The sequence below is a fragment of the Clavibacter sepedonicus genome, from assembly GCF_000069225.1.
Lineage (GTDB): Bacteria > Actinomycetota > Actinomycetes > Actinomycetales > Microbacteriaceae > Clavibacter > Clavibacter sepedonicus.
Window position 1 is genome coordinate 3,049,679 of the sequence record NC_010407.1, and the last position, 25,084, is coordinate 3,074,762.

The 25,084-nt window shown below is 72.7% G+C and carries 22 protein-coding genes; 12 read left to right on the forward strand and 10 right to left on the reverse strand.

All coding sequences use genetic code 11. The annotated features are described in order from the left end of the window. Nucleotides 1-98 precede the first annotated feature (98 nt). From CMS_RS14265 to CMS_RS14285, 5 genes are all read right to left on the reverse strand, one after another. Nucleotides 99-1,805 carry an MDR family MFS transporter gene (locus CMS_RS14265; protein WP_012300118.1) on the reverse strand — a complete coding sequence of 569 codons (1,707 nt, stop codon included), beginning with the start codon at nucleotides 1,803-1,805 and terminating at the stop codon, nucleotides 99-101. Next, on the reverse strand, nucleotides 1,802-2,473 hold the full coding sequence (locus CMS_RS14270) for a TetR/AcrR family transcriptional regulator (RefSeq protein ID WP_049792018.1): 672 nt from the start codon (nucleotides 2,471-2,473) through the stop codon (nucleotides 1,802-1,804). Before CMS_RS14270 ends, CMS_RS14265 begins: the two co-directional genes overlap by 4 nt. Before the next feature lie 77 nt (nucleotides 2,474-2,550). Then, nucleotides 2,551-3,261, reverse strand: coding sequence for a DUF3349 domain-containing protein (locus CMS_RS14275; RefSeq protein ID WP_012300120.1), 711 nt, complete (start codon nucleotides 3,259-3,261; stop codon nucleotides 2,551-2,553). Between the two features lie 2 nt (nucleotides 3,262-3,263). Then, nucleotides 3,264-3,575, reverse strand: coding sequence for a hypothetical protein (locus tag CMS_RS14280; protein WP_012300121.1), 312 nt, complete (start codon nucleotides 3,573-3,575; stop codon nucleotides 3,264-3,266). An 11-nt stretch (nucleotides 3,576-3,586) separates the two neighbouring features. After that, entirely contained in the window at nucleotides 3,587-4,804 is a 1,218-nt protein-coding gene (locus CMS_RS14285; RefSeq protein WP_012300122.1) for an inorganic phosphate transporter, read from the reverse strand. Nucleotides 4,805-4,931: 127 nt separating this feature from the next. Here CMS_RS14285 and CMS_RS14290 point away from each other — a divergent pair, with 127 nt between their 5' ends. The 6 genes from CMS_RS14290 to CMS_RS14315 all read left to right on the forward strand — a co-directional run bounded on the left by CMS_RS14290 (nucleotide 4,932) and on the right by CMS_RS14315 (nucleotide 9,539). Beyond that, nucleotides 4,932-5,510, forward strand: coding sequence for a GNAT family N-acetyltransferase (locus CMS_RS14290; protein WP_012300123.1), 579 nt, complete (start codon nucleotides 4,932-4,934; stop codon nucleotides 5,508-5,510). Nucleotides 5,511-5,647: 137 nt separating this feature from the next. Then, entirely contained in the window at nucleotides 5,648-7,069 is a 1,422-nt protein-coding gene (locus tag CMS_RS14295) for a DUF6421 family protein (protein WP_012300124.1), read from the forward strand. Next, nucleotides 7,066-7,695: an SDR family oxidoreductase gene (locus CMS_RS14300; protein WP_012300125.1), complete on the forward strand. Its 630-nt coding sequence runs from the start codon at nucleotides 7,066-7,068 to the stop codon at nucleotides 7,693-7,695. The genes CMS_RS14295 and CMS_RS14300 overlap by 4 nt, the downstream gene beginning before the upstream one ends. Nucleotides 7,696-7,786: 91 nt before the next feature. Next, on the forward strand, nucleotides 7,787-8,689 hold the full coding sequence (locus CMS_RS14305; protein ID WP_041465096.1) for a hypothetical protein: 903 nt from the start codon (nucleotides 7,787-7,789) through the stop codon (nucleotides 8,687-8,689). A 5-nt stretch (nucleotides 8,690-8,694) separates the two neighbouring features. Beyond that, the gene (locus CMS_RS14310; protein WP_012300127.1) at nucleotides 8,695-9,234 is read left to right on the forward strand and encodes a P-loop NTPase family protein; all 540 of its coding nucleotides are present in this window, start codon (nucleotides 8,695-8,697) and stop codon (nucleotides 9,232-9,234) included. Then, nucleotides 9,234-9,539, forward strand: a complete 306-nt coding sequence (locus CMS_RS14315; RefSeq protein WP_012300128.1) for a DUF1905 domain-containing protein — start codon at nucleotides 9,234-9,236, stop codon at nucleotides 9,537-9,539. The genes CMS_RS14310 and CMS_RS14315 overlap by 1 nt, the downstream gene beginning before the upstream one ends. A gap of 12 nt (nucleotides 9,540-9,551) precedes the next feature. Here CMS_RS14315 and CMS_RS14320 read toward each other — a convergent pair whose 3' ends face one another. Together CMS_RS14320 and CMS_RS14325 are read right to left on the reverse strand one after the other, a co-directional pair. After that, the gene (locus CMS_RS14320) at nucleotides 9,552-9,911 is read right to left on the reverse strand and encodes a VOC family protein (RefSeq protein ID WP_012300129.1); all 360 of its coding nucleotides are present in this window, start codon (nucleotides 9,909-9,911) and stop codon (nucleotides 9,552-9,554) included. Between the two features lie 31 nt (nucleotides 9,912-9,942). Beyond that, complete coding sequence (locus CMS_RS14325) at nucleotides 9,943-10,905, reverse strand: IS481 family transposase (RefSeq protein WP_012300112.1); 963 nt, start codon at nucleotides 10,903-10,905, stop codon at nucleotides 9,943-9,945. 229 nt (nucleotides 10,906-11,134) lie between these two features. Here CMS_RS14325 and CMS_RS14330 point away from each other — a divergent pair, with 229 nt between their 5' ends. Both CMS_RS14330 and CMS_RS16285 read left to right on the forward strand, forming a co-directional pair. Then, the gene (locus tag CMS_RS14330; protein ID WP_174270089.1) at nucleotides 11,135-12,892 is read left to right on the forward strand and encodes an MDR family MFS transporter; all 1,758 of its coding nucleotides are present in this window, start codon (nucleotides 11,135-11,137) and stop codon (nucleotides 12,890-12,892) included. Beyond that, on the forward strand, nucleotides 12,889-13,455 hold the full coding sequence (locus CMS_RS16285) for a MarR family winged helix-turn-helix transcriptional regulator (protein ID WP_012300131.1): 567 nt from the start codon (nucleotides 12,889-12,891) through the stop codon (nucleotides 13,453-13,455). Before CMS_RS14330 ends, CMS_RS16285 begins: the two co-directional genes overlap by 4 nt. A gap of 20 nt (nucleotides 13,456-13,475) precedes the next feature. Here the strand turns inward: CMS_RS16285 and CMS_RS14340 are convergent, their stop codons facing one another. Then, nucleotides 13,476-14,225, reverse strand: coding sequence for an SAM-dependent methyltransferase (locus CMS_RS14340; RefSeq protein WP_012300132.1), 750 nt, complete (start codon nucleotides 14,223-14,225; stop codon nucleotides 13,476-13,478). A gap of 74 nt (nucleotides 14,226-14,299) precedes the next feature. Continuing rightward, nucleotides 14,300-14,815 carry a pentapeptide repeat-containing protein gene (locus tag CMS_RS14345; protein WP_223842670.1) on the reverse strand — a complete coding sequence of 172 codons (516 nt, stop codon included), beginning with the start codon at nucleotides 14,813-14,815 and terminating at the stop codon, nucleotides 14,300-14,302. Nucleotides 14,816-15,539: 724 nt separating this feature from the next. On the opposite strand from CMS_RS14345, the gene CMS_RS14350 reads away from it, so the two are divergent. After that, a complete protein-coding gene (locus tag CMS_RS14350; protein ID WP_049791956.1) occupies nucleotides 15,540-16,325 on the forward strand; it encodes a chymotrypsin family serine protease in 786 nt (261 codons plus the stop codon). A 587-nt stretch (nucleotides 16,326-16,912) separates the two neighbouring features. On the opposite strand, the gene CMS_RS17205 is transcribed toward CMS_RS14350, so the two are convergent. Next, nucleotides 16,913-18,877, reverse strand: a complete 1,965-nt coding sequence (locus tag CMS_RS17205) for a surface-anchored protein (RefSeq protein ID WP_012300134.1) — start codon at nucleotides 18,875-18,877, stop codon at nucleotides 16,913-16,915. Nucleotides 18,878-19,147: 270 nt separating this feature from the next. Here CMS_RS17205 and CMS_RS14360 point away from each other — a divergent pair, with 270 nt between their 5' ends. From CMS_RS14360 to CMS_RS14370, 3 genes are all read left to right on the forward strand, one after another. Beyond that, nucleotides 19,148-22,258 (forward strand): carboxypeptidase regulatory-like domain-containing protein, encoded by a 3,111-nt coding sequence (locus CMS_RS14360; protein WP_012300135.1) that lies wholly within the window; start codon nucleotides 19,148-19,150, stop codon nucleotides 22,256-22,258. A 166-nt stretch (nucleotides 22,259-22,424) separates the two neighbouring features. Then, a complete protein-coding gene (locus CMS_RS14365) occupies nucleotides 22,425-24,233 on the forward strand; it encodes a carboxypeptidase-like regulatory domain-containing protein (protein ID WP_012300136.1) in 1,809 nt (602 codons plus the stop codon). A 93-nt stretch (nucleotides 24,234-24,326) separates the two neighbouring features. Then, a complete protein-coding gene (locus tag CMS_RS14370; protein ID WP_012300137.1) occupies nucleotides 24,327-25,073 on the forward strand; it encodes a carboxypeptidase-like regulatory domain-containing protein in 747 nt (248 codons plus the stop codon). The last annotated feature ends 11 nt before the right edge of the window (nucleotides 25,074-25,084 follow it).

Consider the following 25,084-nt stretch of genomic DNA (forward strand, 5'->3'; position numbering starts at 1 on the left):
CGGGCCGCCGCCTCCGTGAGGGAGACGACGGCCCTGCCGTGATCCGACCAACCCGGGACCGCGTTGTCAACGGGTCGTGCGCCGGCCGGACGGCCGGGTCAGCTCCCGGATCCGTCCCGCGCGTCGCTCGACGGCACGGCGATCCGCGATGCCTCGTCGGCCGCGTCCGGCCCGGTCGCCTGCGCCGGGCTCGTGCCGCCGCGGACGTCCGCGCGCTGCTCCGCCTCCAGCCGCTCGGCCTCCTCGCCGCCCACCGCCTCGCCGCGGGCGACGAGCCCGGCGACGTCCGACAGCGGGATCTGCTTGAGCACGAGCGAGAGCACGAAGGCGATCCCGATGAACGGCACGAGGTACCAGAACACGGGCGCCAGCGCGTCGGCGTACGCGTCCACGATCCCGTCGCGCACGGCGTCCGGCAGCTGGTTGAGCGCCTGCGGGTCGATGCTGCTGGCCGAGGCCGCCGCGTCGCCCGGCGCCGCGCCCGCCCCGGCGAAGACGGTCGTGAGGTTCTCGGTGAGCCGGGTCGTGAACAGCGTGCCGAACACGGCCGTGCCGAGCGCGGCGCCCACCTCGCGGAAGTAGTTGTTCGTGCTGGTCGCCGTGCCGATCTGCGCGGCGGGCACCGCGTTCTGCACGACGAGCACCACCACCTGCATGATCAGGCCGAGGCCCAGCCCGAAGATGAAGAGGAACACGCAGATCAGCCAGACGGGCGTCTCGGCCGTGAGCGAGGTCATCAGCACGAGCGCCAGCATCGTGAGGAGCGTCCCGACGATCGGGAAGATCCGGTACCTGCCGGTGCGGCTGATGAGGATGCCCGACGTGATCGACATGCCGATGAGGCCCACCATCATCGGCAGGAGCAGCAGCCCCGAGACCGCGGCCGAGGTGCCGGTGGACATCTGCAGGAACGTCGGCACGAAGCCGATCGCCGCGAACATGCCGATGCCGAGCGCGAGGCCGATGGCCGTGGCGTTCACGAACACGGGGTTCCGGAAGAGGCTCAGCGGGATCACCGGGTCGTCCGCCCGCGACTCCGTGAACACGAACAGCGACGCCGCGACCACGAGGCCGAGGCCCCACGCCCAGGTGGCGAGCGATCCCCAGCCGTAGGCCTTGTCGCCGCCGAAGTCGGTGAAGAAGATGAGGCACGTCGTCGCCATCGAGAGCAGCACGACGCCCACCACGTCGATCCGCTTCGTCGCCCTCTTGCTCGGCAGCGTGAGCGTGATGAACGCCACGACGAAGGCCGCGATCCCGATGGGGATGTTGATGTAGAACGCCCACTGCCAGGTGAGGTGGTCGACGAAGAAGCCGCCGAGCAGCGGTCCGCCGACGGCCGAGAGGCCGAAGATGCCGCCGAGCGGGCCGAGGTACTTGCCGCGCTGGTTGGCCGGCACGATGTCGGCGATGATCGACTGCGACAGGATCATGAGCCCGCCGCCGCCGAGGCCCTGCGCCGCGCGGAAGACCACGAACGACCAGAAGTCGCCCGCGAACGCGCAGCCGACCGAGGCGAGCGTGAAGATCGCGATGGCGGCGAGAAAGAGGTTCCGCCGGCCGAGCACGTCGCCGAACTTGCCGTAGATGGGCATGACGATCGTGGTGGCGAGCAGGTACGCGGTGGTGATCCAGACCTGGTGGTCGACGCCGCCGAGCTCGCCGACGATGGTCGGCATCGCGGTGGAGACGATGGTCTGGTCGAGGCTCGACAGGAGCATGCCGGCGATGAGCGCCGAGAAGATGATCCAGATGCGCCGCTGCGTGAGCAGGAGGGGCGCCGGGGCGGTGGCGGTGGTGCTCATGGGTTCCGTGGGGTCCGTTCGGTGTGGCGGGTGCGGGAGGTCGTGGCGGTGGGGGGATGCGCGATCTCGCGGAGCGCGTCGAGGCGCCGCCGCAGGATGAGCGGGATGGGGTCGACGTTGTCGGGGGCGAGGAACTCGCGCGCGCTCGAGCGGCCGAGGGCGCCCATGGCCTGGACGACGACGGACGCGCGGAGGTCGCCGGGCGGCAGCCCCTCGCGGCGCTCGACGAGGAGCACGTCCTTCGCCTCGTCCTCCATGGCGGCCTCGAGCGCGCGCACGAGGAGGCCCGGCTCGCGGCGGAAGGCCGCGTGCATGTCGTGCATGGAGGTGCCGTCGGTGTCGAGGCGGGCCCAGCGCTCAAGGCACAGGTCGGCGAGGTCGTCGAGGAGGGTGGGCGAGAGCGCCGGATCCTCCGGGTCGCCCGCCGCGACGAACGCCTCCTCGAGGTCGGCGGTGTCGACGCGGGCGGAGCGCCCGAAGAGCGCGTCCTCCTTGGAGGCGAAGTAGTTGAAGAACGTGCGCCGGGAGACGCCGGCCTGCTCGCAGACCTCCTCGACGGTGAACCCGGCGAGGCCCCGCTCGGCCGTGAGGCGGCGGGCCAGGGTCGTGAGGCGCGCCGAGGTCTCCACCCGGCGGCGCTCGCGGAGCCCCGTTGCACTTGTCGACATGAAGTGCATCATTGCACTCCGGGACATTGAGTGCAACATGCAGCCCCGCCGCCCCCGTCGGGCCGGCGGAGCGCGGATCAGATGCGGAAGCCCTCCGGCCAGCCGTGCGCCTCGAGGTAGGCGCGCACGCGCTCGACGTCGGCGTCCGAGGGCATCTCGGAGGTGACGCCCGCGATGGCGTCGGCGACGTCGAGCCGGCTGGCGGGCAGCCCGCCCTCGGACGCGAGCCGGGCGCTCACCTCCCGCACCTCCTCGTCGCTGAGGCGGCGGCGCAGCAGCGCGAGCAGCGGCACGAAGTCCTGCTCGGGGAGGCCGGCGGGGTAGCCGGCGCGCAGCCACGCGACGATGCGGGAGACGAGGCCCGTGCGCTCGGTCGCGCGCGCGTGGGCGGCATCCGGCTCGTGCAGGTCCTCGGGGGATCCGAGCGGCCAGCCCGCGGCCGCCAGGCGGGCCGAGACGCGCACCAGGTCCTCGGGCATCGCCGGGCCGAGCAGCATCGCCTCGACGCGCTCGCGGAGCCGGCTCCTGCCGATCTCCTCGCCGGCCGCGTCCGCCGCGACCGCGTCGTCGACGAGCTGGTCGACCACCTGCTCGAGCTCCTCGGCGGTGAGGCTGCGGCGGAGGATCCCGAGCAGCGGCACGTAGTCCTGGTCCGGCACGCCGGATGGGTATCCGGCCCGCAGCCAGCCGACGACGCGCTGGACGATGCCGCGGTCGGGCCGGTCGGGGACGGCCGCGCCGGTCGGGCCGTCGCGGGGCCCGCCGACCTCGGATGCGCTGTCGGTCATGGTCAGCCCTTCGAGGTGAAGGTCGGGATGACGTGCTCGAAGCTCACCGACTGGCCGAGGCCCGTCGCGATGATGAGCGTGAGGCCCGCGATCACGGCGAGGACGACGACCGCGTAGCAGAGGGCGCCCGCCACCTGGAGGACGATCGGCGGCGTGCGACGCGAGGAGTCGGATCCGGCGACGCGGCCGCTGGTGTCGGGGCTGGCCAGCGCGAACGACCGGACGCCGAGCGCGAAGAGGGCGGGTAGGCCCGCGCCGAGGAGGAGGGCGACGAGGGCGACCTGACCGACCGCGGAGAAGAAGAGGGGGAGCATGGCGGGATCCTTCAGACGTCGGCGGGCTGGGCGGCGGGGCGGGCGGACTTCTCGTCGGACCACTCGTCGTTGACGTTGTGCGCGCCGACGTCGTCCTTGCGCGAGCGGACGTAGACGGTGATCGCGACGGCGACGAGCACGAGCGTCATCGCGATGCCGCCCGCCGCCCCGCCGATGAGGTGGCCGAGCCACCACATGACCGCGCCGACGAGCGCGGCGGCCGGGAGGGTGATGATCCACGCCACGACCATGCGCAGCGCCACGCGCCAGCGCACCTGCGCGCCGGGGCGGCCGACGCCGGAGCCAAGGATGGAACCGGTGGCCACGTGCGTGGTGGAGAGGGCGAAGCCGAGGTGGCTGGAGGCCAGGATGACCGCGGCCGAGGAGCTCTCGGCCGCCATGCCCTGGTGCGTGTCGATCTCGACGAGGCCCTTGCCGACCGTGCGGATGATGCGCCAGCCGCCGATGTAGGTGCCGAGCGAGATGGCGAGCGCGCAGCTGATCTTCACCCAGAACGGCACCGACTCGGTGTCGGTCCAGCCGCCCGCCGCGATGAGCGCGAGCGTGATGACGCCCATGGTCTTCTGCGCGTCGTTCGTGCCGTGCGCGAGCGAGACGAGCGAGGCGCTGCCGATCTGGCCGATGCGGAAGGTGCGGTCGAGGCCGCGCCCGGCGAGGTTGCCGATGATGCGGAACACCAGCCAGGTGCCGACGGCGGCCACCGCCCCGGCGAGGATCGGCGACATGAGCGCCGGCAGGATCACCTTGCCCACGACGCCGTCGAGCTTGGATCCGTCGCCCGCCCAGTTCACGCCGTTCAGCCCGAGGCCCGCGAGCGTGGAGCCGATGAGGCCGCCGAACAGCGCGTGCGAGGAGCTCGACGGGAGGCCGAGCAGCCAGGTGAGCAGGTTCCAGACGATGCCGCCGATGAGGCCCGCGAGCACGATGAGCAGCAGCGCGGATCCGCCGCCCTGGAGGAGCGCCGGGTCGGGGGCGCCCGACTTGTCCTGGATCTTCACGACCGCGTTCGTGACCGTGAGCGCGACCTCGATGCTGAGGAACGCGCCCACCAGGTTGAGCACGGCGGAGAGGGTGACGGCGACCTTGGGCTTCAGCGCACCGGTCGCGATGGACGTGGCCATCGCGTTCGCCGTGTCATGGAAGCCGTTGGTGAAGTCGAAGGCGAGCGCCGTGACGACGACGAGCACGAGGAGAATGAATGGATCCACGGCGATGATCCTGCGCCCTGCTCGCCTGTCCCCTCTACGGGGGACCGCCGGGTTCACCCGCTGTTCACCCGCACCTGTGGACGGCCCCGCGCCGGCCCCGCCGCCCCGCCTCCCGGAAGGACCCCCGATGCCCGCCATCCCGACCGACGCCCCGCCCGCTCCCCCGGCCGTCGAGCTCGTCCCCGTCGACGTCGAGCGCGACCGCGAGGCGCTCCGGGCGTTCCTCACGTCGAACGCGTTCCCCTTCCACGTGCGCCCGGCCCCGACGACCGCGGACGTCGACGCGCGCATCGCCGACGGCGACTTCCAGGGGCCCGAGCACGAGGCGCTCTGGGTCGAGGTCGCGGGATCCGGCCGCGTGGGCCTCGTGGTGCTCGACGACCTCGAGGATCCGGGCGTGCTGTTCGACCTGCGCCTCGCGGAATCGGCGCGCGGCCGGGGGCTCGGCGTGCCCGTGGTGCGCGCGATGACGGAGCACGTGTTCCGCACGTACCCGCACGTGACGCGGTTCGAGGCGCAGACCCGCGACGACAACCGGGCGATGCGCCGCGTGCTCGTGCGCGCGGGCTTCGTGAAGGAGGCCCACTACCGCGACGGCTGGCCCGTCGCGGGCGGCGAGCCGCGCGCATCCGTCGGCTACGCGGTGCTGCGCCGCGACCACGAGTCGGGCACCACCACGCCCGTACCGGAGGACAACGAGGCGTGACCGGCGGCGCTCGCGCAGGGAAGCTGCGCGGGCAGCCGGTTCCACGCGCGGATCCCGCACGCGGGACACGATCTCGCGCCGAACCCGCCGTTACGGTGGAGGGACCGCACGCCACCCGCACGATCGGAGGTCGATCCATGTCCAGCGCCGCAGCAACCGCAGCCGTCATCGGTGAGCCCGAGGTCGTCGAGGACGTGACGCGCGTCGCCTCCTCCCCCGCCTGGCTCGCCCTCAAGGACGCCACCGTCGCGCTCCAGCCGATGCAGGCGAAGGACGGGTCGGTCCCCGACGCCGCGCACCACGCGGAGGCCGCGCGCCTCGTCGCGGTGATCCGCGACTCCGTCCGCGCGCTCGCCCCGCTCTTCCCGCACGACGCCGCGTACCTCGCCGCGCTCGACGTGGACTTCGCCCGCTGGGTCGACCAGGGCCTCGGCGTCCCCGACTTCCTCGACTCCCTGAACGCGTTCCAGCCGCAGCGCGACCGCGTCGACGGGATCCGGCACCTCGTCGTCTTCCCGATGACCACGCAGAACGGCAGCGCGTCGCGGCTCGTGGAGGCCGTGCTCATCGAGGTCGTCTGGCCCGAGTTCGTGGCGGAGCTGGAGGCGGGCGAGTACGGCAACGCGCTCTTCGTCCCCATCCGCTTCGTCGACTTCACGCCCGGCTACGACACCAACTCGGCCGTGCTCTTCCCCGAGACCGTCGCGATGCGCGAGATCCCGACCTTCACGTGGGGCGCGATCTTCGCCGACCGCGAGGCCGCCCGCTTCCGTCGCGTGGTGCGTCACGCCGCCGAAGTCACGAAGCTCGAGCTGCCGGAGGACGCCCGGCGCCTGCTCGACGACCAGCGGCTCGCGGAGGAGACCTTCGTGATGTGGGACCTCATCCACGACCGCACGCACATGCGCGGCGACCTGCCGTTCGACCCCTTCATGATCAAGCAGCGCATGCCGTTCTTCCTCTACTCGATCGAGGAGCTGCGCTGCGACCTGACCGCGTTCCGCGAGGCCGTCGCCATCCAGCGCCGGCTCGCCGCCATGGACCCGGCCGAGCGCACGCCCGGCGACGACGCCCTGCTGGAGCGCGCCGGCCTCGTGCAGCACGCGGTGATCTTCGACCGCATCTTCCGGTTCGCCATCACCGGATCCCGCGTGCGCAACTACGACGGCCTCGGCGGCCAGCTGCTCTTCGCGTGGCTGCACCAGCACCACGTGCTGCACTGGACCGACACGCGCCTCACGATCGACTGGGACGACGTCGCCGACGTGGTGGTCGCCCTCGCCGACCGCGTGAACGACCTCTACTGGCGCTCCATCGACCGGCCGAAGACCGCGCACTGGCTGGCCGCGTACGCGATGGTCACCGAGACGGTCACGCCGCACCCCGCGTCCACCTGGGCGAAGGGGCCGGACGCGCTGCCGCTCGACGGGCCGCCGAAGGGCCTCACCGACCTCGTGCTCGACGACGAGTTCCCGCTCAGCATGTTCTTCGAGGCGCTGGAGAAGAAGATGCGCGACGTCATCGGCTCCACGGCCGGGATCACGGGGCAGACGGCGTGAGCGTCGACGGCCGCGTGGTCGTGGTCGCGGGCGCGTCGAGCGCCGCCGGACGCGCGGTCGCGGCGGAGCTCACGGCGGCGGGCGCGCGCGTCGTCGCCGTCGGCACCGACGCGGGCCGGCTCGCGGACGTCGACGCGGAGCGCCTGGAGGTGTGCGACCTCGCCGACCACGCGGCCGTCGTGGACCTGGCCGCGCGGATCCGGGCGGACCTCGGGGGCGTCGACGGCCTCATCCACCTGGTCGGCGGCTGGCGCGGCGGCAACGGCCTCGAGGGCCAGACCGACGACGACTGGGACTTCCTGCACGAGCGGCTCGTGACGACGCTGCGCAACACCACGCGCGCGTTCGACGCCGACCTGCAGGCGTCGGAGGCCGGTCGCCTCGCGATCGTCTCCTCCACCGCCGTGCAGCGCCCGTATCCCGGCGGCGCGAACTACTCGACCGCGAAGATCGCCGCGGAGACGTGGGTGCGCGCGGTCGACCGCGGGTTCTCGAAGGCCGGATCCCCCGCCCGCACGACGATCTTCGTGGTCAAGGCCCTCGGCGGCCTCGAGCGGGCGCTGGCCCGCCGGGTCGTGGGGCTGTGGACCACCGTGCCGCCCGAGCGCGACCTGATCGAGGCCTGATGCCGCCCTCGCGCTACCACACGGCGGATCGCCCCGGAGAGGGCACGCGCCGGACTCCCGCGGGCCGTGGAGCGCGGTATACGTTCGCGTGGTGACCCCGCACGCCAGAACCGCCGAGCACGACGCCTTCGGCCCGTGGATCGACACGGTCCGCACCACCGACGAGGTCCCCCGCCTCTACCGCCCGCACGGCGTCGACCCGTTCGCCGCGCGCCTCGTGCTCAAGGTGCCGCGCGACATCCCGCGCCGCGACACCGACCCGACGATGGACCTGTACGACCACCTCCTCGTCGTCGGCGACCGCGACCTGGAAGTGCTCTCGCGCGACGGATCCGCGTACACCGCCCGGCGCATCCCCTTCGCCGACATCGTGGCCGTGCGCGACCGCGTCGACCTGCTCGACGGCCTGCTCGCGGTGCACACGGCCGACGGGCAGGCCCTGCGGATCCCGTTCAACGGCGCATCCGCCGAGGTGGTCGTGGAGCTGACCGAGCTGCTGATGACGCTGGCGGCCGACTCCGCCGGGGTGCCCGCCACCTGCCCGAAGAAGACCGCGCGGGCGACGCCGCGCATCGACGTCGGACAGGACGAGGCCGGCGTCGCGGCGGCGTACTGGGACCTCGCCGCCCGGGATCCCGAGCTGCGCTACCTGTCGTCGCGGCCGCGCACGCCGCTCGTCTCCACGGCCGACGGCCTCATGGGCGCGCTGCAGCACCTCCGGCCGATGAGCCTCGCGGGCGCGGTGGCCGCGTGCTCGCCGCGTGAGCTGCTGATCCTCACCCGCCGCGACCAGGTCGTCCGCCGCCGCACCGCGACGCTCTCCATCGCCCGCCTCCGCATCCTCCGCCACGCCATCTCCAGCACCACCGCCGAGCCGCACCCGCGCTGGGTCGGCATGTCGACGGTGACCATCCGCGCCGGCGCCGCCTCCTTCGAGGTCGTCGCGGCGTCCGCGGACGAGCTGGAGTGCGACCTCGTCACGGGCGGCAGCTGAGCGCCATGACCGACGCCGTGATCCTCACCGGCACCGTCGGCGCGGGCAAGACCACGACGATGCACGCGCTCGGCGCCCTCCTGGCCGCACGCGGGGTGCCGCACGCGCTGGTCGACGCGGACGCCCTGCGGCTGCTCCATCCCGCGCCGGCGGACGATCCGTTCCACCAGGAGCTGATGCTGCGCAACCTCGGCGACCTGTCCCGCAACCACCGCGAGGCCGGGGCCCGCGTGGTGGTGGTCGCGGCCGTCGTCGAGCGCGCTGACGACCTGCCTGCCTACGCCGCCGCGCTGGGATCCCACGAGCCGCTGCTCGTCCGGCTCACGGTCGACGCCGACGCGGTGCGGGCGCGGCTCGACGCCCGACACGGCGAGGACGACGCAGCCCTCGCGTGGCATCGTGCACGCGCCCCCGAGCTGGCCGCGATCATCGACGCCGCGGGCCTCGGCGGGCTGGCCATCGACACCACATCCCACAGCCCGGCGGACGTCGCCGCGCTCGTCGCCGACCGCGCCGGCTGGTGGGCGCGCCCTAGGGTCGAATGATGAGCGACGACCTCCCCCTCGACTTCACCGCGCCGCTCTGGGCGTGGGAGGCGCGGCGCGAGCTGTGGACCTTCGTGAGCCTGCCCGTCGAGCTCGGCGGCATGCTGCGCGAGCTCGGCGAGGCCGGCCGTCGCGGCTTCGGATCCGTGCCCGTCCGCGTCCGCGTCGGCACCACGACCTGGCGCACGTCCGTGTTCCCGCAGGGCGACGGCACGTGGGTGCTGCCGATCAAGCGCGCGGTCCGCGACGCCCAGGGCCTCGAGGTCGGCGCGCCCGTGTACGTCGACCTCGAGCCGATGCCCTGAGACCGCCCCGCGTCAGCCGCCGACCGGCGGCGAGTACAGCTGCAGGTCGTTCCCCTCGCTGTCCTGGAACGGGAGGATCCGGCCCCACTCGTGGTCGCTGATCTCGCCCGTGATCTCGGCGCCGCGTGCACGGATCCGCTCGAGCTCGTCCTCGATGGAGCCCTCGGGCGTGAACGAGATGACCGCCCCGCCGCTCGACGAGCCGCTCGCTTCCTCGCGTGCGTTCAGCCCGATCATCAGGCCGTCCGCGTCGATCTCGCTCCAGTCCGCGTCCTCGCTCGTGACCGTGAGTCCGAGCGTGTCGCGGTAGAACGCCACCGCGCGCGTCATGTCCTGCACGGGCAGCCATACCGTCGCCACCGAATCGACCATGGGGTTCCTCCTCGCATCTAGGTGTACTGAGTCATGACGTTGGTGACACTCGGGCCGCGGGCGTCAGCCCGTGGCTCGAGTGGATCCGTTCAGTGTTGTAGTGCTCGATGAAGGGGTCAAGCGCGTCGGCGCGGTGTTGGTTGCTGGTGAAGGGTTGCCGGTAGGCCCACTCGGTCGCGAGGGTCCGGTTGAAGCGCTCGACCTTGCCGTTCTGCCAGGGGCAGTGCGGGCGGATGAACTTCTGCCGCGCGCCCAGGTCCTGGACGGCGTTCTTGAACGCGGTCGAGTGCCGGTAGGCGAACGCGTTGTCCGTGATGACCCGCTCGATCCGGGTGATCCCGCGCCCGGCGAAGTACGCCGCTGCGCGGGTCAGGAACCCGGCCGCGGTCGCGCCTTTCTCATCGGGATGGATCTCCGCGTAGGCGAGACGGGTGTGGTCATCGACCGCGGCATGGACGTAATCGAACCCGATCCCGCGGCCGCGGACCTGCTCGCTGCGCCCGTGGACCCGCCAGCCGCCTCCGTCCGGGATCCTCCCGAGCTTCTTCACGTCCACGTGGATCAGATCACCCGGATGCTCGTGCTCATACCGGTGCGCCGTTGACCGGGATGCCCGGATCACCGCCCCGGTTACAGGGTCCAACCATGCCAACGGCGGCGCCCCGTGCCGGCGCAGGATCCGGGAGATCGTGCGGGCCGGAACGCTCGTCACCGGAGCCAGCCGGGCGGGCCCGAACCGAAGTTCCGCGCGCGCAGCCAGCACGGCGCCTTCCTGTTCCGGACTCGTCCTCGCCGGCATCGACCGTGGTCTCGAGGACCGATCCGCGAGCCCCGCGACACCCTCCTGACGGAACCGGGCCACCCACCGATGCGCGCACTGACGCGACACCCCGAGCTCGCGAGCCACATGCGACACCGGACGACGATCCTCGACTACCCGACGCACGAGGAGAAGCCGACCATGAACAGTCAACCGGGCATTAGCGTGGGACATCGAGGCCTCCTGGCGATGGTTGAACTAGACAGCTCCATCAAGCCAGGAGGCCTCTTCACACGCCCCGAAGTGTCACCAACGTCACGGCCGAGTACATCTAGGCCGGTCGGTCGACCGGCTCTCCCTCCCGGTCTACTCCGACGCGCGCAGCCGCGGCCTCGACGCCGAGATAGTTGACACCTGTCCACCACAGGAATATGGTTGCCCGTAGTCAACTACCCGGAGGATCATGTCCCAGCACCACCCGGCCCCCGCAGCTCCCGCGAAGGCCCCCCGCCGTACCGTCTCCGCCGACGGATCCATGTCGAAGCGCCAGGTCCTGGAGTCCCTCTCGGGCCTCCTCCTCGGCATGTTCGTCTCGATCCTCGCCGGCACCGTCGTCTCGACCTCGCTGCCGATCATCATCAGCGACCTCAAGGGCGACCAGTCGGGCTACACCTGGGTCGTCACCGCGACCCTGCTCGCCACCACGGTGAGCACCCCGCTCTGGGGCAAGTTCGCCGACCTCTTCAACCGCAAGCTGCTCATCCAGCTCGCGCTCGGCGTCTTCGTGCTGGGATCCGCGCTCGCCGGCTTCTCGCAGAACACCGAGACGCTCATCGCCTTCCGCGTTCTGCAGGGCCTCGGCGCCGGCGGCCTCGCCGCGCTGAGCCAGATCATCATGGCCGACATCATCAGCCCGCGTGACCGCGGCCGCTACGCCGGCCTCTTCGGTGCCGTCATGGCCGTCGGCACCGTCGGCGGCCCGCTCCTCGGCGGCGTCGTGACGGACGCGTTCGGCTGGCGCTGGAACTTCTTCATCGCGCTGCCCATCGCGATCATCGCGATCATCCTGCTGCAGGTCACCCTGCACCTCCCCCAGCACCCGAAGCGCAAGGTGCACGTCGACTACCTCGGCGCGGTCTTCATCGCCAGCGGCGTCTCGCTGCTGCTCATCTGGGTCTCGCAGGCCGGCACGCAGTTCGAGTGGGCCTCGGGCACCTCGTACCTCATGGCCGGCGGCGCGGTCGTGCTGCTGATCGCCGCAGTGATCACCGAGCTCAAGGTCTCCGAGCCGATCATCCCGCTCACGATGTTCCGCAACCGCACCTTCACGCTCTCCGTGCTCGCGAGCCTCGCGGTCGGCATCTCGCTGTTCGGCACCTCGGTCTTCCTCGCGCAGTACATGCAGCTGTCGCGCGGCGCGACGCCCACGCAGTCGGGCCTCCTGACGATTCCGCTCATGGCGGGCCTGCTCATCTCCTCGACCGTGTTCGGCACCCTGATCAGCCGCCGCGGCAAGTGGAAGGCGATCATGATCTCCGGCGCCGTGCTCATCGTCGCCGGCACGTCGCTCCTCTCCACGCTCCGCTACGACACCGACTTCCTGCTCGTGGGCATCTACATGTTCGTGCTCGGCGCGGGCCTCGGCATGCTCATGCAGAACCTCGTCCTCGTCGTGCAGAACGCCATCGAGGTCAAGAACCTGGGCGTCGCCACCAGCGCCGTCACGTTCTTCCGCAGCCTCGGCGGCACGATCGGCGTCTCGGTGCTCGGCTCGATCCTCGGCACGATCATCGCGTCGGAGATCACCGCCGGGATCACGAAGCTCGCCCCGGCCGACCAGGCGGCGGCCGCGCAGGCGCTCGGCTCCGGCGTCATCCCGCAGGTCTCGCAGCTCAGCCCCGCGGTGCGCACCGTGGTCGAGAGCGCGTACGGCGTGGGCATCGGCGACGTGTTCCTCTACAGCGTGCCGCTCGCGATCGTGTCGCTCCTCGCGGTGATCTTCCTGCCCAACGCGCAGCTCGGCAGCAAGAACGCCGTGCAGCTGAAGAGCGACCGGACCGCCGCGCCCGAGGCCCGGGACGTGCACCGCACCGACGCCGAGGACGCGCTCATCGGCGCATCCGCGGGCGCGGTCGCCCTCGCCCCGGCCGGCGAGGCGAACCCGACCGGGTCGATCCGCCTCCCCGAGGCCGAGAACGCGGGAGCCGACTCCCGCCGATGACGGACGAGGACCGCTCCCCCGGGGGCGACGCCCCGGGGGTCGCCGCCGGCATCGCCGAGGTGGAGGAGCAGATGACCGCCCTCGCCGCGCGCATCCGGGCGACGACCCGGGAGGCCGCGGCGGCGATCCACCCGGAGCTGCCGCCCATCGGCTACAAGATGCTCCGCGTGATCCGCCGGTGCGGCGCCGCCCACGCGAGCGCCGTCGCCGACCAGCTCGGCGTCGACCGCAGCGTCGTCAGTCGGCAGCTCCGCCAGCTCCAGGACCTGGGGCTCGTGGAGGTGGGCGCCGACGCGCAGGATGGCCGCGTGCGCGTGCTCGCGCTCACGGCCGCGGGCCGCGCGGGCGTCGAGGCCGACGACGCGCAGGGCGGCAGCCGCCTGATCCGCGGCCTCGGCGGGTGGAGCCGCGCGGACCTCGACGCGTTCGCCGGGTACCTCGCGCGGCTCAACGCCGGAGCGGATGCCGGGGTCGACGTGGCGGCGGGACCCGGATCGGCACCCGGCGCCGCCGCGTGCCCCGCGGATCCGGTGCCCACGAATCCGGGCGCCCGCGCGGCCTGAGCCCACGGCGGCCCGCCGGGTCAGCTGGCCGGCGGACGTCCGAGCAGCAGGGTGAGGAAGCCCAGCGTGCCGCGGTAACCCTCGAGCCACGCCCGGCGGTGCTCGACCGACGCGGCCATCACCTGATCGCCGTCGGGGTCGTCCGGGTGGTCCAGCGCCCACCGCGCGAGCGCGCCGGTCCACGACCACTCGTAGTCGTCCCACTCCTGCAGGGTGCTGACGTGCCCCTGCAGCGGCACCCATCCGTTCGTGGCGGCGAGCTCCACAGTGGCCGCCAGGTCGCGGTAGTCGTCCAGCTCCGAGCCGAGGAGATCCAGCACCCGCGGGGTCGGCGTCCGCTCCCAGAAGCACTCGCCGACGAGCGCCCGACCGCCCGCGCGCAGGTGCCCGTCGATCGCGGACAGGGTCGGCTCGAGGCCGCCGAAGGCGTGCGTCGCCCCCACGCTGAGCACGACGTCGAACCCGTCGTAGGACGTCCACAAGCGGGCGTCGGCGCAGACGAGCTCGAGGCGGTTGGAGAGGCCCTCGCGCTCGGCCTGCTCGCGCACGCGGCCGAAGCCCGCGTCGGAGTGGTCGACCCCGACCGCCGTCAGCGACGGCTCGAGACGCAGGGCCCGCAGCAGCCAGCTGCCGTCGCCGCACCCGAGGTCGAGGACGGCGCCCTGCCCGGTGACCGCGGCCGCGAGGAGGCGATCGACGCTGTCGTCGCCCAACGGGGAGGCGATCGGGTGGTCCGCGTGGGCCAGGTCGCTTATCCGGTCCCTGTCCATGGCCTCACCCTAGGGCGAGGACGGATCGCGTCGGATGCCGGCCGGGCGGACGGGCGCGGACCGCCGGACTGCGCTCAGTCCTCCACGCGCACGCGGAAGTGCCGCGCGAAGACCGGGCCGAGCGCCATGAGCTGGGTCGAGTGGAGGACGGCGCCGCGGAGGCCGTCGGGGGTGTCGAGGTCCATGATCTCGGCGCCGCGGAGATCCAGGTGCGTGAGCGACGAGTCGGCGAGGTCGAGCGTGCCGATGGTGGTGCGGGCGAACGCGATGCGCATGCCGGCGGTGCCGCGGAGGTCCAGCTCCTCGATGGCGCAGTCGGTGATGAGCAGGTCGGTGATCTTCGAGCCGCGCAGGTTCACGAAGCCGAGGCGGCAGTCGGTGATGTGCACCGAGGAGAGCGTGGCGTCGTAGAGCTCCGCGGATCCGACGCGCGAGCCCTCGAGCCGCACGTCGCGCATGCGCATCCGGGGCGCCTTCAGCACGGGCGCGTCGAGGCGCGAGGCGAGCACGTCCACGAGGCTCGCGGCCGTGAGGTCGGCCTCGTGCAGGCGGATCCGCTCGAGCACGCACTCCTCGAACCCGATGTCCACCAGGTCGGCGTCCGACAGGTCGGCATCGGCGAACCGCCGCCGCTCGAAGGACGCGTGCGCGTCGAGGTCGGACGGGTCGCCGTCCGCGAGTCCGTCGAGCCGCGGATCGCTGATCCGCGGCGGCAGGATGCGGGGGGGATGCGGCCATGCGGGACCTCCAGGTGCGGTGCGGGACGCCGTCGGCGAGAGCTACCTCCCACGCTACGGGAGCCCCACGTCCGTCGGGCCGCCATGCGGACGGACCGGTCGCCTCCCTCCGCGCACCGTCGGCCATCCGGAACGGCGTGAGCAGCCGGGCCCGTGCCGATGGGCCGCTGCGGTGGTAGGGGCGCATTCTCCGCCGTCGTCGGCTCTGCCCCCCTCTCCGAGATGCACGCTGCCTCGTCCTTCGCGGCGGTGCTCGCCGCGGCGGCGCGGGCCCGGATGTCCGCCCAGGAGTTGCGCGGCGGGGGATCCTCGCCCCACGACGACCGGGCGCCCTTGTGCACGAGGAGACCGCCGGGCCGCCGCGCATGGCTACTTTGTCCCACGCTGCCATCGCCGTGGACGCCCACGTCCATTTCCGACCCAATGCGGGAGGCAGCCCTGTCAGATCGGTACCCAGATGTCCCCTCTCTCGTCGCGTCCCCGGCTACGTCTCCATCGTCGTCGCCACGGTCACGCAGGAGCCTCGACAACGAGCCCCCGAACCACCCCTCATACCCGCAGGTGGACACGGGCCCTCGTGGTACTGGCTGCCGTCTCCGCACTCATCCTCTCCTCACCGGTGTCCGCGGCGAACGCCGCGCCGCCACTGAATCCCGACCGCATTCGCCTCCCCATCGTCGCCGGCACCAAGCTCAACGGCGATGCGGGCAGCTGTACCGCGGGAGCCGTCCTCCAGTACGACTTCTACCAGCTGCTCCCCGCCGGATTCGCGGCGAAAGCGACCCGGTACGTGGTCACGGCCAAGCACTGCTTCGCCGTCGGCGAGATCGTCCGCGTGGGCGGAGTGCCCGTGGGCCATGTCATCGAGCAGGCGGAGCACGCGGATCTCGAGCTCGTGGAGATCGACGCGAAGCTGGACCCGTCCGCCGGGCTCCACTGTGCAACACACGGGAGCCATCCCGCCTTCTGCGCGCACAACTACTACGTTCCCCGCGCGACGGGCGAGATCATCACCAATTCCGGAGGCCACCCTCGGCGCATGCCCGTCGAAGGCCACACGGAAGCGCCCGCCGGCCGCTTCTGCACCAGCGGCTACTTCACGGGGGTCCAGTGCGATTGGACCAGCTTCCGGGGCCCCGAACCCCAGCCCAGCCACGGTGACATACATTCCTTGAAGGCCGCGGAGTCACCCGTGCTGGGGACGACGGACGCGGGCGACTCTGGCGGCCCGGTGTACACCTACGACCGTGAGCTCATCGGCATCAACTCGCAGAGCGCGTATTTCGGTTCGATCCTGTTTTACGTGCCCTTCTCCTTCGTGTTCTCCAACTTTCCGGGCTACTCCTTGGCGACGAACAGGTGAGCGAGGGCCGCAAGACGCCGCGCCGGTGAGCGGGGATCCGCACGATCGCAGCCCACGGCCGCCGTGAAGCGCTCCGAGGTTCCCGTCGACGCGGTGTTGCGCGAAGCGACAGCGAGCCGCGCAGGTTCACGAAGCCGAGGCGGCAGTCGGTGATGTGCACCGAGGAGAGCGTGGCGTCGTAGAGCTCCGCGGATCCGACGCGCGAGCCCTCGAGCCGCACGTCGCGCATGCGCATCCGGGGCGCCTTCAGCACGGGCGCGTCGAGGCGCGAGGCGAGCACGTCCACGAGGCTCGCGGCCGTGAGGTCGGCCTCGTGCAGGCGGATCCGCTCGAGCACGCACTCCTCGAACCCGATGTCCACCAGGTCGGCGTCCGACAGGTCGGCATCGGCGAACCGCCGCCGCTCGAAGGACGCGTGCGCGTCGAGGTCGGACGGGTCGCCGTCCGCGAGTCCGTCGAGCCGCGGATCGCTGATCCGGGGCGGGAGGATGCGGGGGATGCGGCCATGCGGGCCTCCGGGTGCGGGTCGGTGCAGGATGCGGGCCGCCGTGTGGCGGCCCGCTCCACGGTACGGGAGACCCCCGGGGTCACCGCCCGGTCTGGCGGAGGTAGGCGGCGTAGAAGCCCGCGCCCATCATCCGGGCGCCGACGGCGTCGTAGTGGATGAAGGCCTCGCCCTCGTTGGCGTGCCCCGAGACGCCGGGCACGTACGCGACCTCCTTCCGCAGGGAGCGCAGGCCCTGGTGCACCGCGTCGATGTCCTGACGCGCCGCATCCGATCCGATCCACTCGGGGACCATCCCCCCGACCAGGAACGGCACGGGACCGTAGCGCACGGCCAGGCCGGACTCGAGCTCGAGGAGCCGGTCGGCGTACTTGACCTTGGCCGCCACCCGCCCTGCGGCGGTGGGGGCCGACGAGATGGCGTTCGCATCCGACTCTCCCTGCGCCCAGATGATCGCGACCAGCCGGTTGTCCGGATCGAGCGCCAGCGCGTTGTCGATCTGGGTGGTCGCGTTCGCGTAGAGGTTCGTGAGGCCGGCCTCGACCGAGCCCTGCTCCGGGCTCGGATCCCACGTGAACTTCTGCACGGCGTCCACCCGGGTCAGCGAGGTGCTGCCCTGGGCGGCGGGGACGAGGAGGACCCGGCGGCCGGGCGCCGAGTCGGCGAGGAGGGCACGGCCGAAGGTCATGCCGGGGCCGACGAGCTTCGGTCGGTCCGTCATGCGCCACGTCGTGACGTGCTTGAGGCTGTCTTCCGCGGGCACGACACGGCCCCAGTCCTTGTCCTGCCAGTCGCCGACGAGCTGGTCGAGGCCGTCCTGCGCGACGTCGATCGCGGGGTCGTAGCCGAAGCCGCCGCCCTGGGCGTTCGACTGCCCGAGGATCGCCACGACGTCGTGGCCCACGCCGTCCTGTGCGCCCGCGACGGCCGTCACCGGCGCGGTCGCGCTCGCGGTGGACCGGTGGACGTCCGCCGATCCCGCCCAGCTGCCCGTCACGGTGACGGTGATGCGCTTGCCGAGCGCCGCATCGTCGAGCCGCAGCGTCGGGCCGGTCTGGCCCGGCTGCGTCACGCCGTCGAGGTACCAGCGGTAGCGGAGGGGCGTGGAGGTGGGCGTCCAGTCGCCGGGCAGGGCGCGCACCGCGCTCCCGACGGTGAGCTGGCCGACGATCCGGGGTGCCGTCGTCGTCGGGGCGACGGGAGGCGTGGGAGCGGGTGTCGGGACGGGCGCCGTGGTCGGAGCCGGGGTCGGGATCGGCGCGACGGTCGGAACCGGGGTCGGCACGGGCGCGGTGGTCGGCGCCACGGTGGGCACAGGCGTCGGCGCCACGGTGGGCTTCGCGGTCGGCGTGATCGTCGGCACGGGCGTCGGCTTCGGCACGGGCGCGGGTGCGACGGCCTTGCTCGCCGCGCTCTTCATCGTCAGGGTCTGCACGCCGGTGCGGCTGCCGGTCACCGAGGCGGTGATCCGCGATCCCGCGTCGCCGGGGGCCAGCCGGTAGGTCGCCGCCGCCGCTCCCGCGATGAGGACGCCGTCGCGGCTCCAGGAGTAGGAGAAGGCCGGCGCCGGGTTCCAGCCGCCCGGGCGGACGGTGAGGAGGAATCCGACCGCCACCGTGCCGACGAGCGTCGGGACCGGTGCGGTCCGGAACGCGGGCAGCGTGACGGCGGCCGTGGGCTGGCTGAGCCGCTCCATGGTGATGCTGCCCGTGCGCGTCGCGATCACCCGGACGCGGATCGTGCGGCTGAGGTCCTTCGCGGCGAGGGTGTAGGTCCTGCCCTTGGCTCCCGGAATCGCCGTGTCCCCGGAGAACCACTGGTAGGCGAAGGCGGCGCCGACGGGCTTCCAGGCGCCGGGCACGGCGGTCAGGATCTGGCCGACGAGCGGCTTCCCGGTGATCGTCGGCTCCGGGCTGGCGGTGAACGGCACGGCGGGCTTGGCCGCGGCGGAGATCGAGCCGGATGCGACGGAGGTGACGGCGGGCTCCCGCGACGCGGCACCGGCGACGTCCGCCGGCAGCGCGATCGCGGAGAGGACCAGGGCCACGGCGAGCCGGTCACGTGGAGTCGGGATCGGCGTCGGGGCGCAGCAGGACCAGGGGCGGAGATGAGCACATGCACTCCTCGAGAGGGTCGCGTCGGGTACGCGAGCGACCCCTGTTTACCGCACCGAGGAAATGTGCGCCGCCCCCCGAACGGCCGGTCGGGGGGCCATTGCCCGCGCGGAGCCCGAACTGGGTACACGACAGCACCTGGGAGAAGCCGGTAAGCATGCCCGACGGCCGCGCCCGAAGCGGCCCCCGGATCCAGGAGCACCATGACAACCGCACGCCGACGCGCCCTCGTCGGCCTCCTCTCGCTGGCCCTCGTGGCCTCCGCGCAGGCGGGCATGGCGACCAGCGCCATCGCCGCCCCCGCGCCCGTCGGCACCGACGCCGTCGGCACCACCGCCGTGACCTTCACCACCGCCCCGCAGCCGTCGATAACCGGCACCGCGCAGGTCGGCTCCACCCTCTTCGCCGTCACCGGCACCTGGGCACCGCAGCCCGACTCGTTCACCTTCAAGTGGTGGAGCGACGGCGTCGCGATCTCCGGCGCCACGGGATCCGCGTACACGCTCGTCGCCGCGGACGCGGCCAAGAAGATCACGCTGACCGTGACCGCGAACAAGGCCGGCTACACGTCGCTCGCCAAGTCGAGCGCCGCGACCGCGACCGTGGCCGCCGCCCCCGCGCCCGCCGCCTTCACGACCATCCCGACGCCGACGATCACCGGGACGCCGAAGGTCGGCACGCCGCTCACCGCGGCCACCGACACGTGGGCGCCCGTGCCGACGACCTTCTCCTACCGCTGGTTCGTGGCGAACGTCGCCGTCACCGGCGCGACGACCTCCACCTACACGCCGGTCGCGGCCGACGTCGGCAAGCGCATCACCGTCACCGTCACGGGCAGCCGCACGGGCTACACGACCGCCGCGAAGACCAGCGCGGCCTCGGCCGCGGTCGTCGCCGCGCCGGTCACGACCCCGTCGACCTTCACCACCGTGCCGACGCCCACCATCACCGGATCCGCGCAGGTCGGCGCCACGCTGACGGCCACCCCCGGCACCTGGGCACCCGTGCCGACGACCTTCTCCTACCGCTGGTTCGTCGCGAACGTCGCCGTCACCGGCGCCACCGCCTCCACGTACGTGCCCATCGCCGCCGACCTCGGCAAGCGGATCACCGTGACCGTCACCGGCGCACGCTCGGGCTACACCCAGGCCTCGAAGACGAGCGCAGCTTCGGCTGCGGTCGTCGCGGCGCCCGTCACGAGCCCGTCGACCTTCACCACCGTGCCGACGCCGACCATCGTCGGCACCGCCCAGGTCGGCGCGACCCTGACGGCAGCGCCCGGTACCTGGGCACCCGTCCCCACGACCCTCTCCTACCGCTGGTTCGTCGCGAACGTCGCCGTCACCGGCGCGACCGCCTCCACCTACGTGCCCGTCGCCGCCGACCTCGGGAAGCGGATCACCGTCACCGTGACCGGCGCGCGAAGCGGCTACACGTCGGCCGCCAAGACCAGCGCCGGCACGGCCGCGGTGATCGCCGCCCCCGCCGCCAAGGCGTTCGCGATCGCGTCCGCCCCCACCGTCACCGGCTCCGCGTCGGTCGGCGGCGTGCTGACCGCGTCGACCGGCACCTGGTCCCCTGCCCCGGCGTTCACGTACCAGTGGACCGTGGGCACCACCGCGATCACCGGCGCCACGGGCTCGACGTACACGGTCGGCACGGCTGACCTCGGCAAGACGATCACGGTCACCATCACCGCCAAGCTGGCGGGCTACGTCACCACGAGCAAGACGAGCGTCGCCACGGCGGCGGTCGGGAAGCCGGCCATCGCGTCGACGCAGCCGGTGATCGTCGGTGATGCGAAGGTCGGGTACACGCTGCGCGTCGTGCCCGGCCTCTGGACGCCGAAGCCGTCCTTCTCCTACGTCTGGTACGCGAACGACGTGAAGATCGCGGGAGCGACCTCGAATGACTTCGTCGTCACGACGGCAGAACTCGGCAAGCGCATCACGGCGACCGTGGTCGGCACCGCGTCGGGCTTCTCGAACACCGCGCGCACGAGCGCCCGGACTGCGGCGGTCGTCGCCGAGAACGTGCAGTTGCCGCAGCAGCCGTGGTACTCCACGGTGACGGGCGGCGTCTACCTCGACTCAGTGCGTCCCGAGAACCTGATCACGGACGGCTACATCGAGGTGACCGACCCCGACTACGGCTGGGACAAGGCTGGCACGCAGTTCACCGGCGGTTCGTTCGCCATCACCGGGCTCCGCGCGGGCGAGTACTCGCTGCGGGCATATGTCGAGGTCGCCGGCGAGTACATCGAGCAGTACCTCGGCCCCACAAGGGACTACCGCGCCGCTCAGACGTTCGCCGTGCAAGCCGACGGCACGGTGCGCATCGACATGGTCGTGAAGCGCGCGGCCACGGTCAGCGGCACAGTCACCGCGGCCGACGGCTCCCCCGTGGAGAACGCCCTCGTGACCGTGACGGGCGCGACTGAGGACGACTGGTACGGCGGAAGCGCGTACACGGACTACTTCGGGCGCTTCACCGTGCGAGACATCCAGCCCGGCACGTACAAGGTGCAGTACTCGGCTCCGTCGCCCAATCCCTCGGGCCTGACCGGTGAGTGGTACGGCGACGCTGACGATGAGAGCTCCGCGACGGTCGTGACGGTCGCGAACTGGAGCCAGACGGTCATCGGCATCAACGCCGTGCTCGACGTGGGCGCCCGGATGACCGGTTGGATCTACGACTCCAACTACGCCTCCGTCGCGGACGCCACCGTCTACGTCGTGCCGGTCTCGTCCGCTGTCGAGGGCACCACACCCTACAGCGCACGGCATGTGCAGACGGACGCATCGGGCGACTTCGAGATGACGGGGATCGTCCCCGGCGACTACTACATCTACGTATCAGCGACTCGGTACTCGGCCCCCGCGCTGGCCGCGCAGTGGGTCGGCGGCACCGGCACCTTGGCCACTGCGTCCGTCTACCGGGCGACCCGCGGGACGCAGATGTCGAGCGTCTATGCGCAGCTCGCCGTCAGCCCGTCGGTGACGACGACGGTCACCGGCCTCGCGGCGGCCGGCTGGGACAGCGATTACGCCGTCGTGAACCTGTACCAGGGTGGCTCCATCAAGTACTCCGAGTACTCCTGGTACGGCGCGGCCGCGTTCATCAAGGACATCGCCCCCGGCACCTACCAGGTCGCCGTGACGTACCACCGCGGCACCGAGCTCAAGGCCTACTGGTGGAACGGCGGCACCTACGCCGACAGGTCCGAGATCGTCGTGCGCGCAGGGGACTCGATCTCCATCGTCGCGAAGGCGATCACGCGGGTCGCTCCGGCGGGCGCGCGGCTGGTCCGCTAGCCGGGACCGCACGGCCACCGACGCCGCCACGACCGCACCGGTCGTGGCGGCGTCGTCGTCCGCGCCCCTCCCGCCGCGCCCCCGTTCCGCGCGACACGTCGACAGCGGATCCCGTCGAGCGGTAGGCATGGGACAGCGCCGCAGGGGGCGGCGGACCGGGGGATCCATGCACGCACCACGCCGACGCGCCCTGATCGGGCTGCTGTCGCTCTCGCTCGTCCTGTCCGCGCAGGCCGGCCTCGCGGGAGCCGCCACAGCGGCGGACGCGCCGACCGCCACGAGCACGAGCACCAGCCGCGCCACGCCCGCCTTCACCGCATCACCCAAGCCGACCATCTCCGGCACACCGCGCGTCGGCTCCACGCTCACCGCGGTCACCGGCGACTGGGCGCCGAAGCCGACGACCTTCGGCTACCGCTGGTGGCGCGACGGCGTCGCCATCGCCGGCGCGACCGGATCCACGTTGAAGCTGACCGCAGCAGACGCCGGGGCGCGCATCAACGTCACCGTCACCGCCCGCCGAGGCGGGTACGCGTCCCTGGCGCGGTCGAGCGGGCCGACCGCGGCCGTCGCGCCCGCCACCACGACGCCCCCTCCGCCGGCGCCCACGCCGACGCCCACCGCGCCGACGCCCGACCCCGCGCCGACCACCGATCCGACGCCCGCGCCCACGCCTGACCCCACGCCTCCCGCCGCCACGGCCCCCTTCTCCGAGGCCTCTGTCCCGGTGATCACCGGCGACGTGCAGGTCGGCCGCCCGCTGCGCGCCGTCGCCGGCCTGTGGACCCCGCGACCGACGTCGTTCGCCTACGCCTGGTCCGTCAACGGCGTGGCCATCGCGGGCGCGATCTCCATCTCGTACACGCCCGTCGACGCGGACGCCGGGAAGCGGATCACCGCGTCCGTCACCGGCACGGCCGCCGGCATCACGCCCACCACCCGCACGAGCGCGCCGACATCGCCGGTCGCGGCCGCGGGCGTCGACCTGCCCGAGCAGCCGTCGACCGGGAAGGTGGTCGGAAACGTCTACCTCGGCTCGGTGGATCCGGCGAACGTCATCCCCTACGCCGCGATCTACCTCGAGGACGCGGCAGCGGAGGGCTCGTCGACCGACGACCCCGCCGCCGAGATCATCGACGGGGCGTACTCCTTCTCCGGGGTCCGGCCCGGCGAGTACCGGATGCACGTCTTCTACGCCGTCGACGGGACGTACTACTACCAGTACTACGGGCAGACCAAGGAGGCGGACCGCGCCCAGACCTTCGCGGTGTCCGCCGACGGCACGGTGCACGTCGACGTGGTGCTGAAGCGCTACGCCACCATCGAGGGCACGGTCACGACGACGGGCGGGGTGCCGGCGTCGGGGCTCTCCGTCACCGCCATCCGCGCGTCCGACGGGAAGCCGGTCGACTCCGAGACGACGGACGCGCAGGGCCGCTACATCCTCCGGGACGTGGAACCCGACGACTACCTCCTCCGGGTCTCACCACCCGTCGCCGACTCCCGGGGGTTCATCGGGGAGTGGTACTCGGACGCCTACGACCAGGCGAGCGCGACGCCGGTCACCGTCACGCGGTGGGGAGCGCCGCTCACCGGGATCGACGTGCAGCTGTCCCGCGGCGCGAGCGCGAAGGGCCAGGTCTACCGGGTCGACGGGGTGGGCTCCTCCGGCTCGAGCGTGCGCTTCGTGCCCGTCGGGTCGGCTGTGGACGGCGTGCGTCCCACCGTCGGCCTCGTCGCGTACACCGACCGGTACGGCCGCTTCAGCCTCGACGGCATCACGCCCGGCGAGTACGTCGTGTACGTCACCGGCCCCGCGCAGCAGGCGCGGTGGGCCGGCGGCACCGGCTCGCTCGCCACCGCGACGCGCTACACGGCGACGCTCGACGGGCAGCTGCCGGCGATCTACGTGCAGTTCGGGGCGGATCCGACCGCCCGGTCACTGACCTCCCGCACGGCCGCCGCCGCCCGCTGACGGCCCTCGACCGGGGGTCGTGACCGCGCCGCCGTCGAGGAGTAGACCGGTCTCCCGACCGGTACCCCGCCGGTCCGACCATCGGAGCAGCCCATGCCATCCGTCCGCCGACGCGGTCTCGTCGGCCTCATCTCCCTGGCCCTGATCGCCGCAGCTCAGGCCGGCCCCGCCTCCCCCGCATCCGCGGACCCCGCCCCATCCGCCCGCGTCGCCGCCGACGCCACGACCGCCATCGTCGTCGGCCGCGTCTACCTCGACCGCGTGGATCCCCGGAATCTCGTCCGCGACGGGAGCATCTCGCTCGAGCTGTCCGGCATCCCCTTCGGCGAGAACGTCGACATCGTCGACGGGTCCTTCCGCTTCGAGTCCCAGCCCGCCACGCGCTACACGCTGCACGCCTTCCTGACGGTCGGCGGAGCCGAGGTCTCCCAGTACCTCGGGCAGGTGAACGAGTGGCAGGACGCGCGCTTCTTCACGGCTCCGGCTGGTCGGACGACCCGCGTGGACGTCGTGCTCCGCACCCCCGCGAGCATCGGCGGCACGGTGATGCTCCCCGAGGGCGCGCCCGCCGGATACTCCCCCGTCGACGTGCTCCGCGCCACGGGCGACGGCCGGCTCGAGGCGTCGGGCACCACGGATGAGGCGGGCCGCTACACCATCGAGAACCTCGAGCCGGGCTTCTACGTGCTGCGCTTCGGCGTGCCCCCGGGGGATCCGACCTCGTACGGCGCGGTGTGGTCGGGCGACCGCACGCAGCGGGCGCAGGCGAAGCGCATCGTCGTCTCGCAGTGGGGGCAGGTGGTCACGGGCGTCGACGCCACGCTCGCCCCCGCCCGGTGATGCCGCCCCCC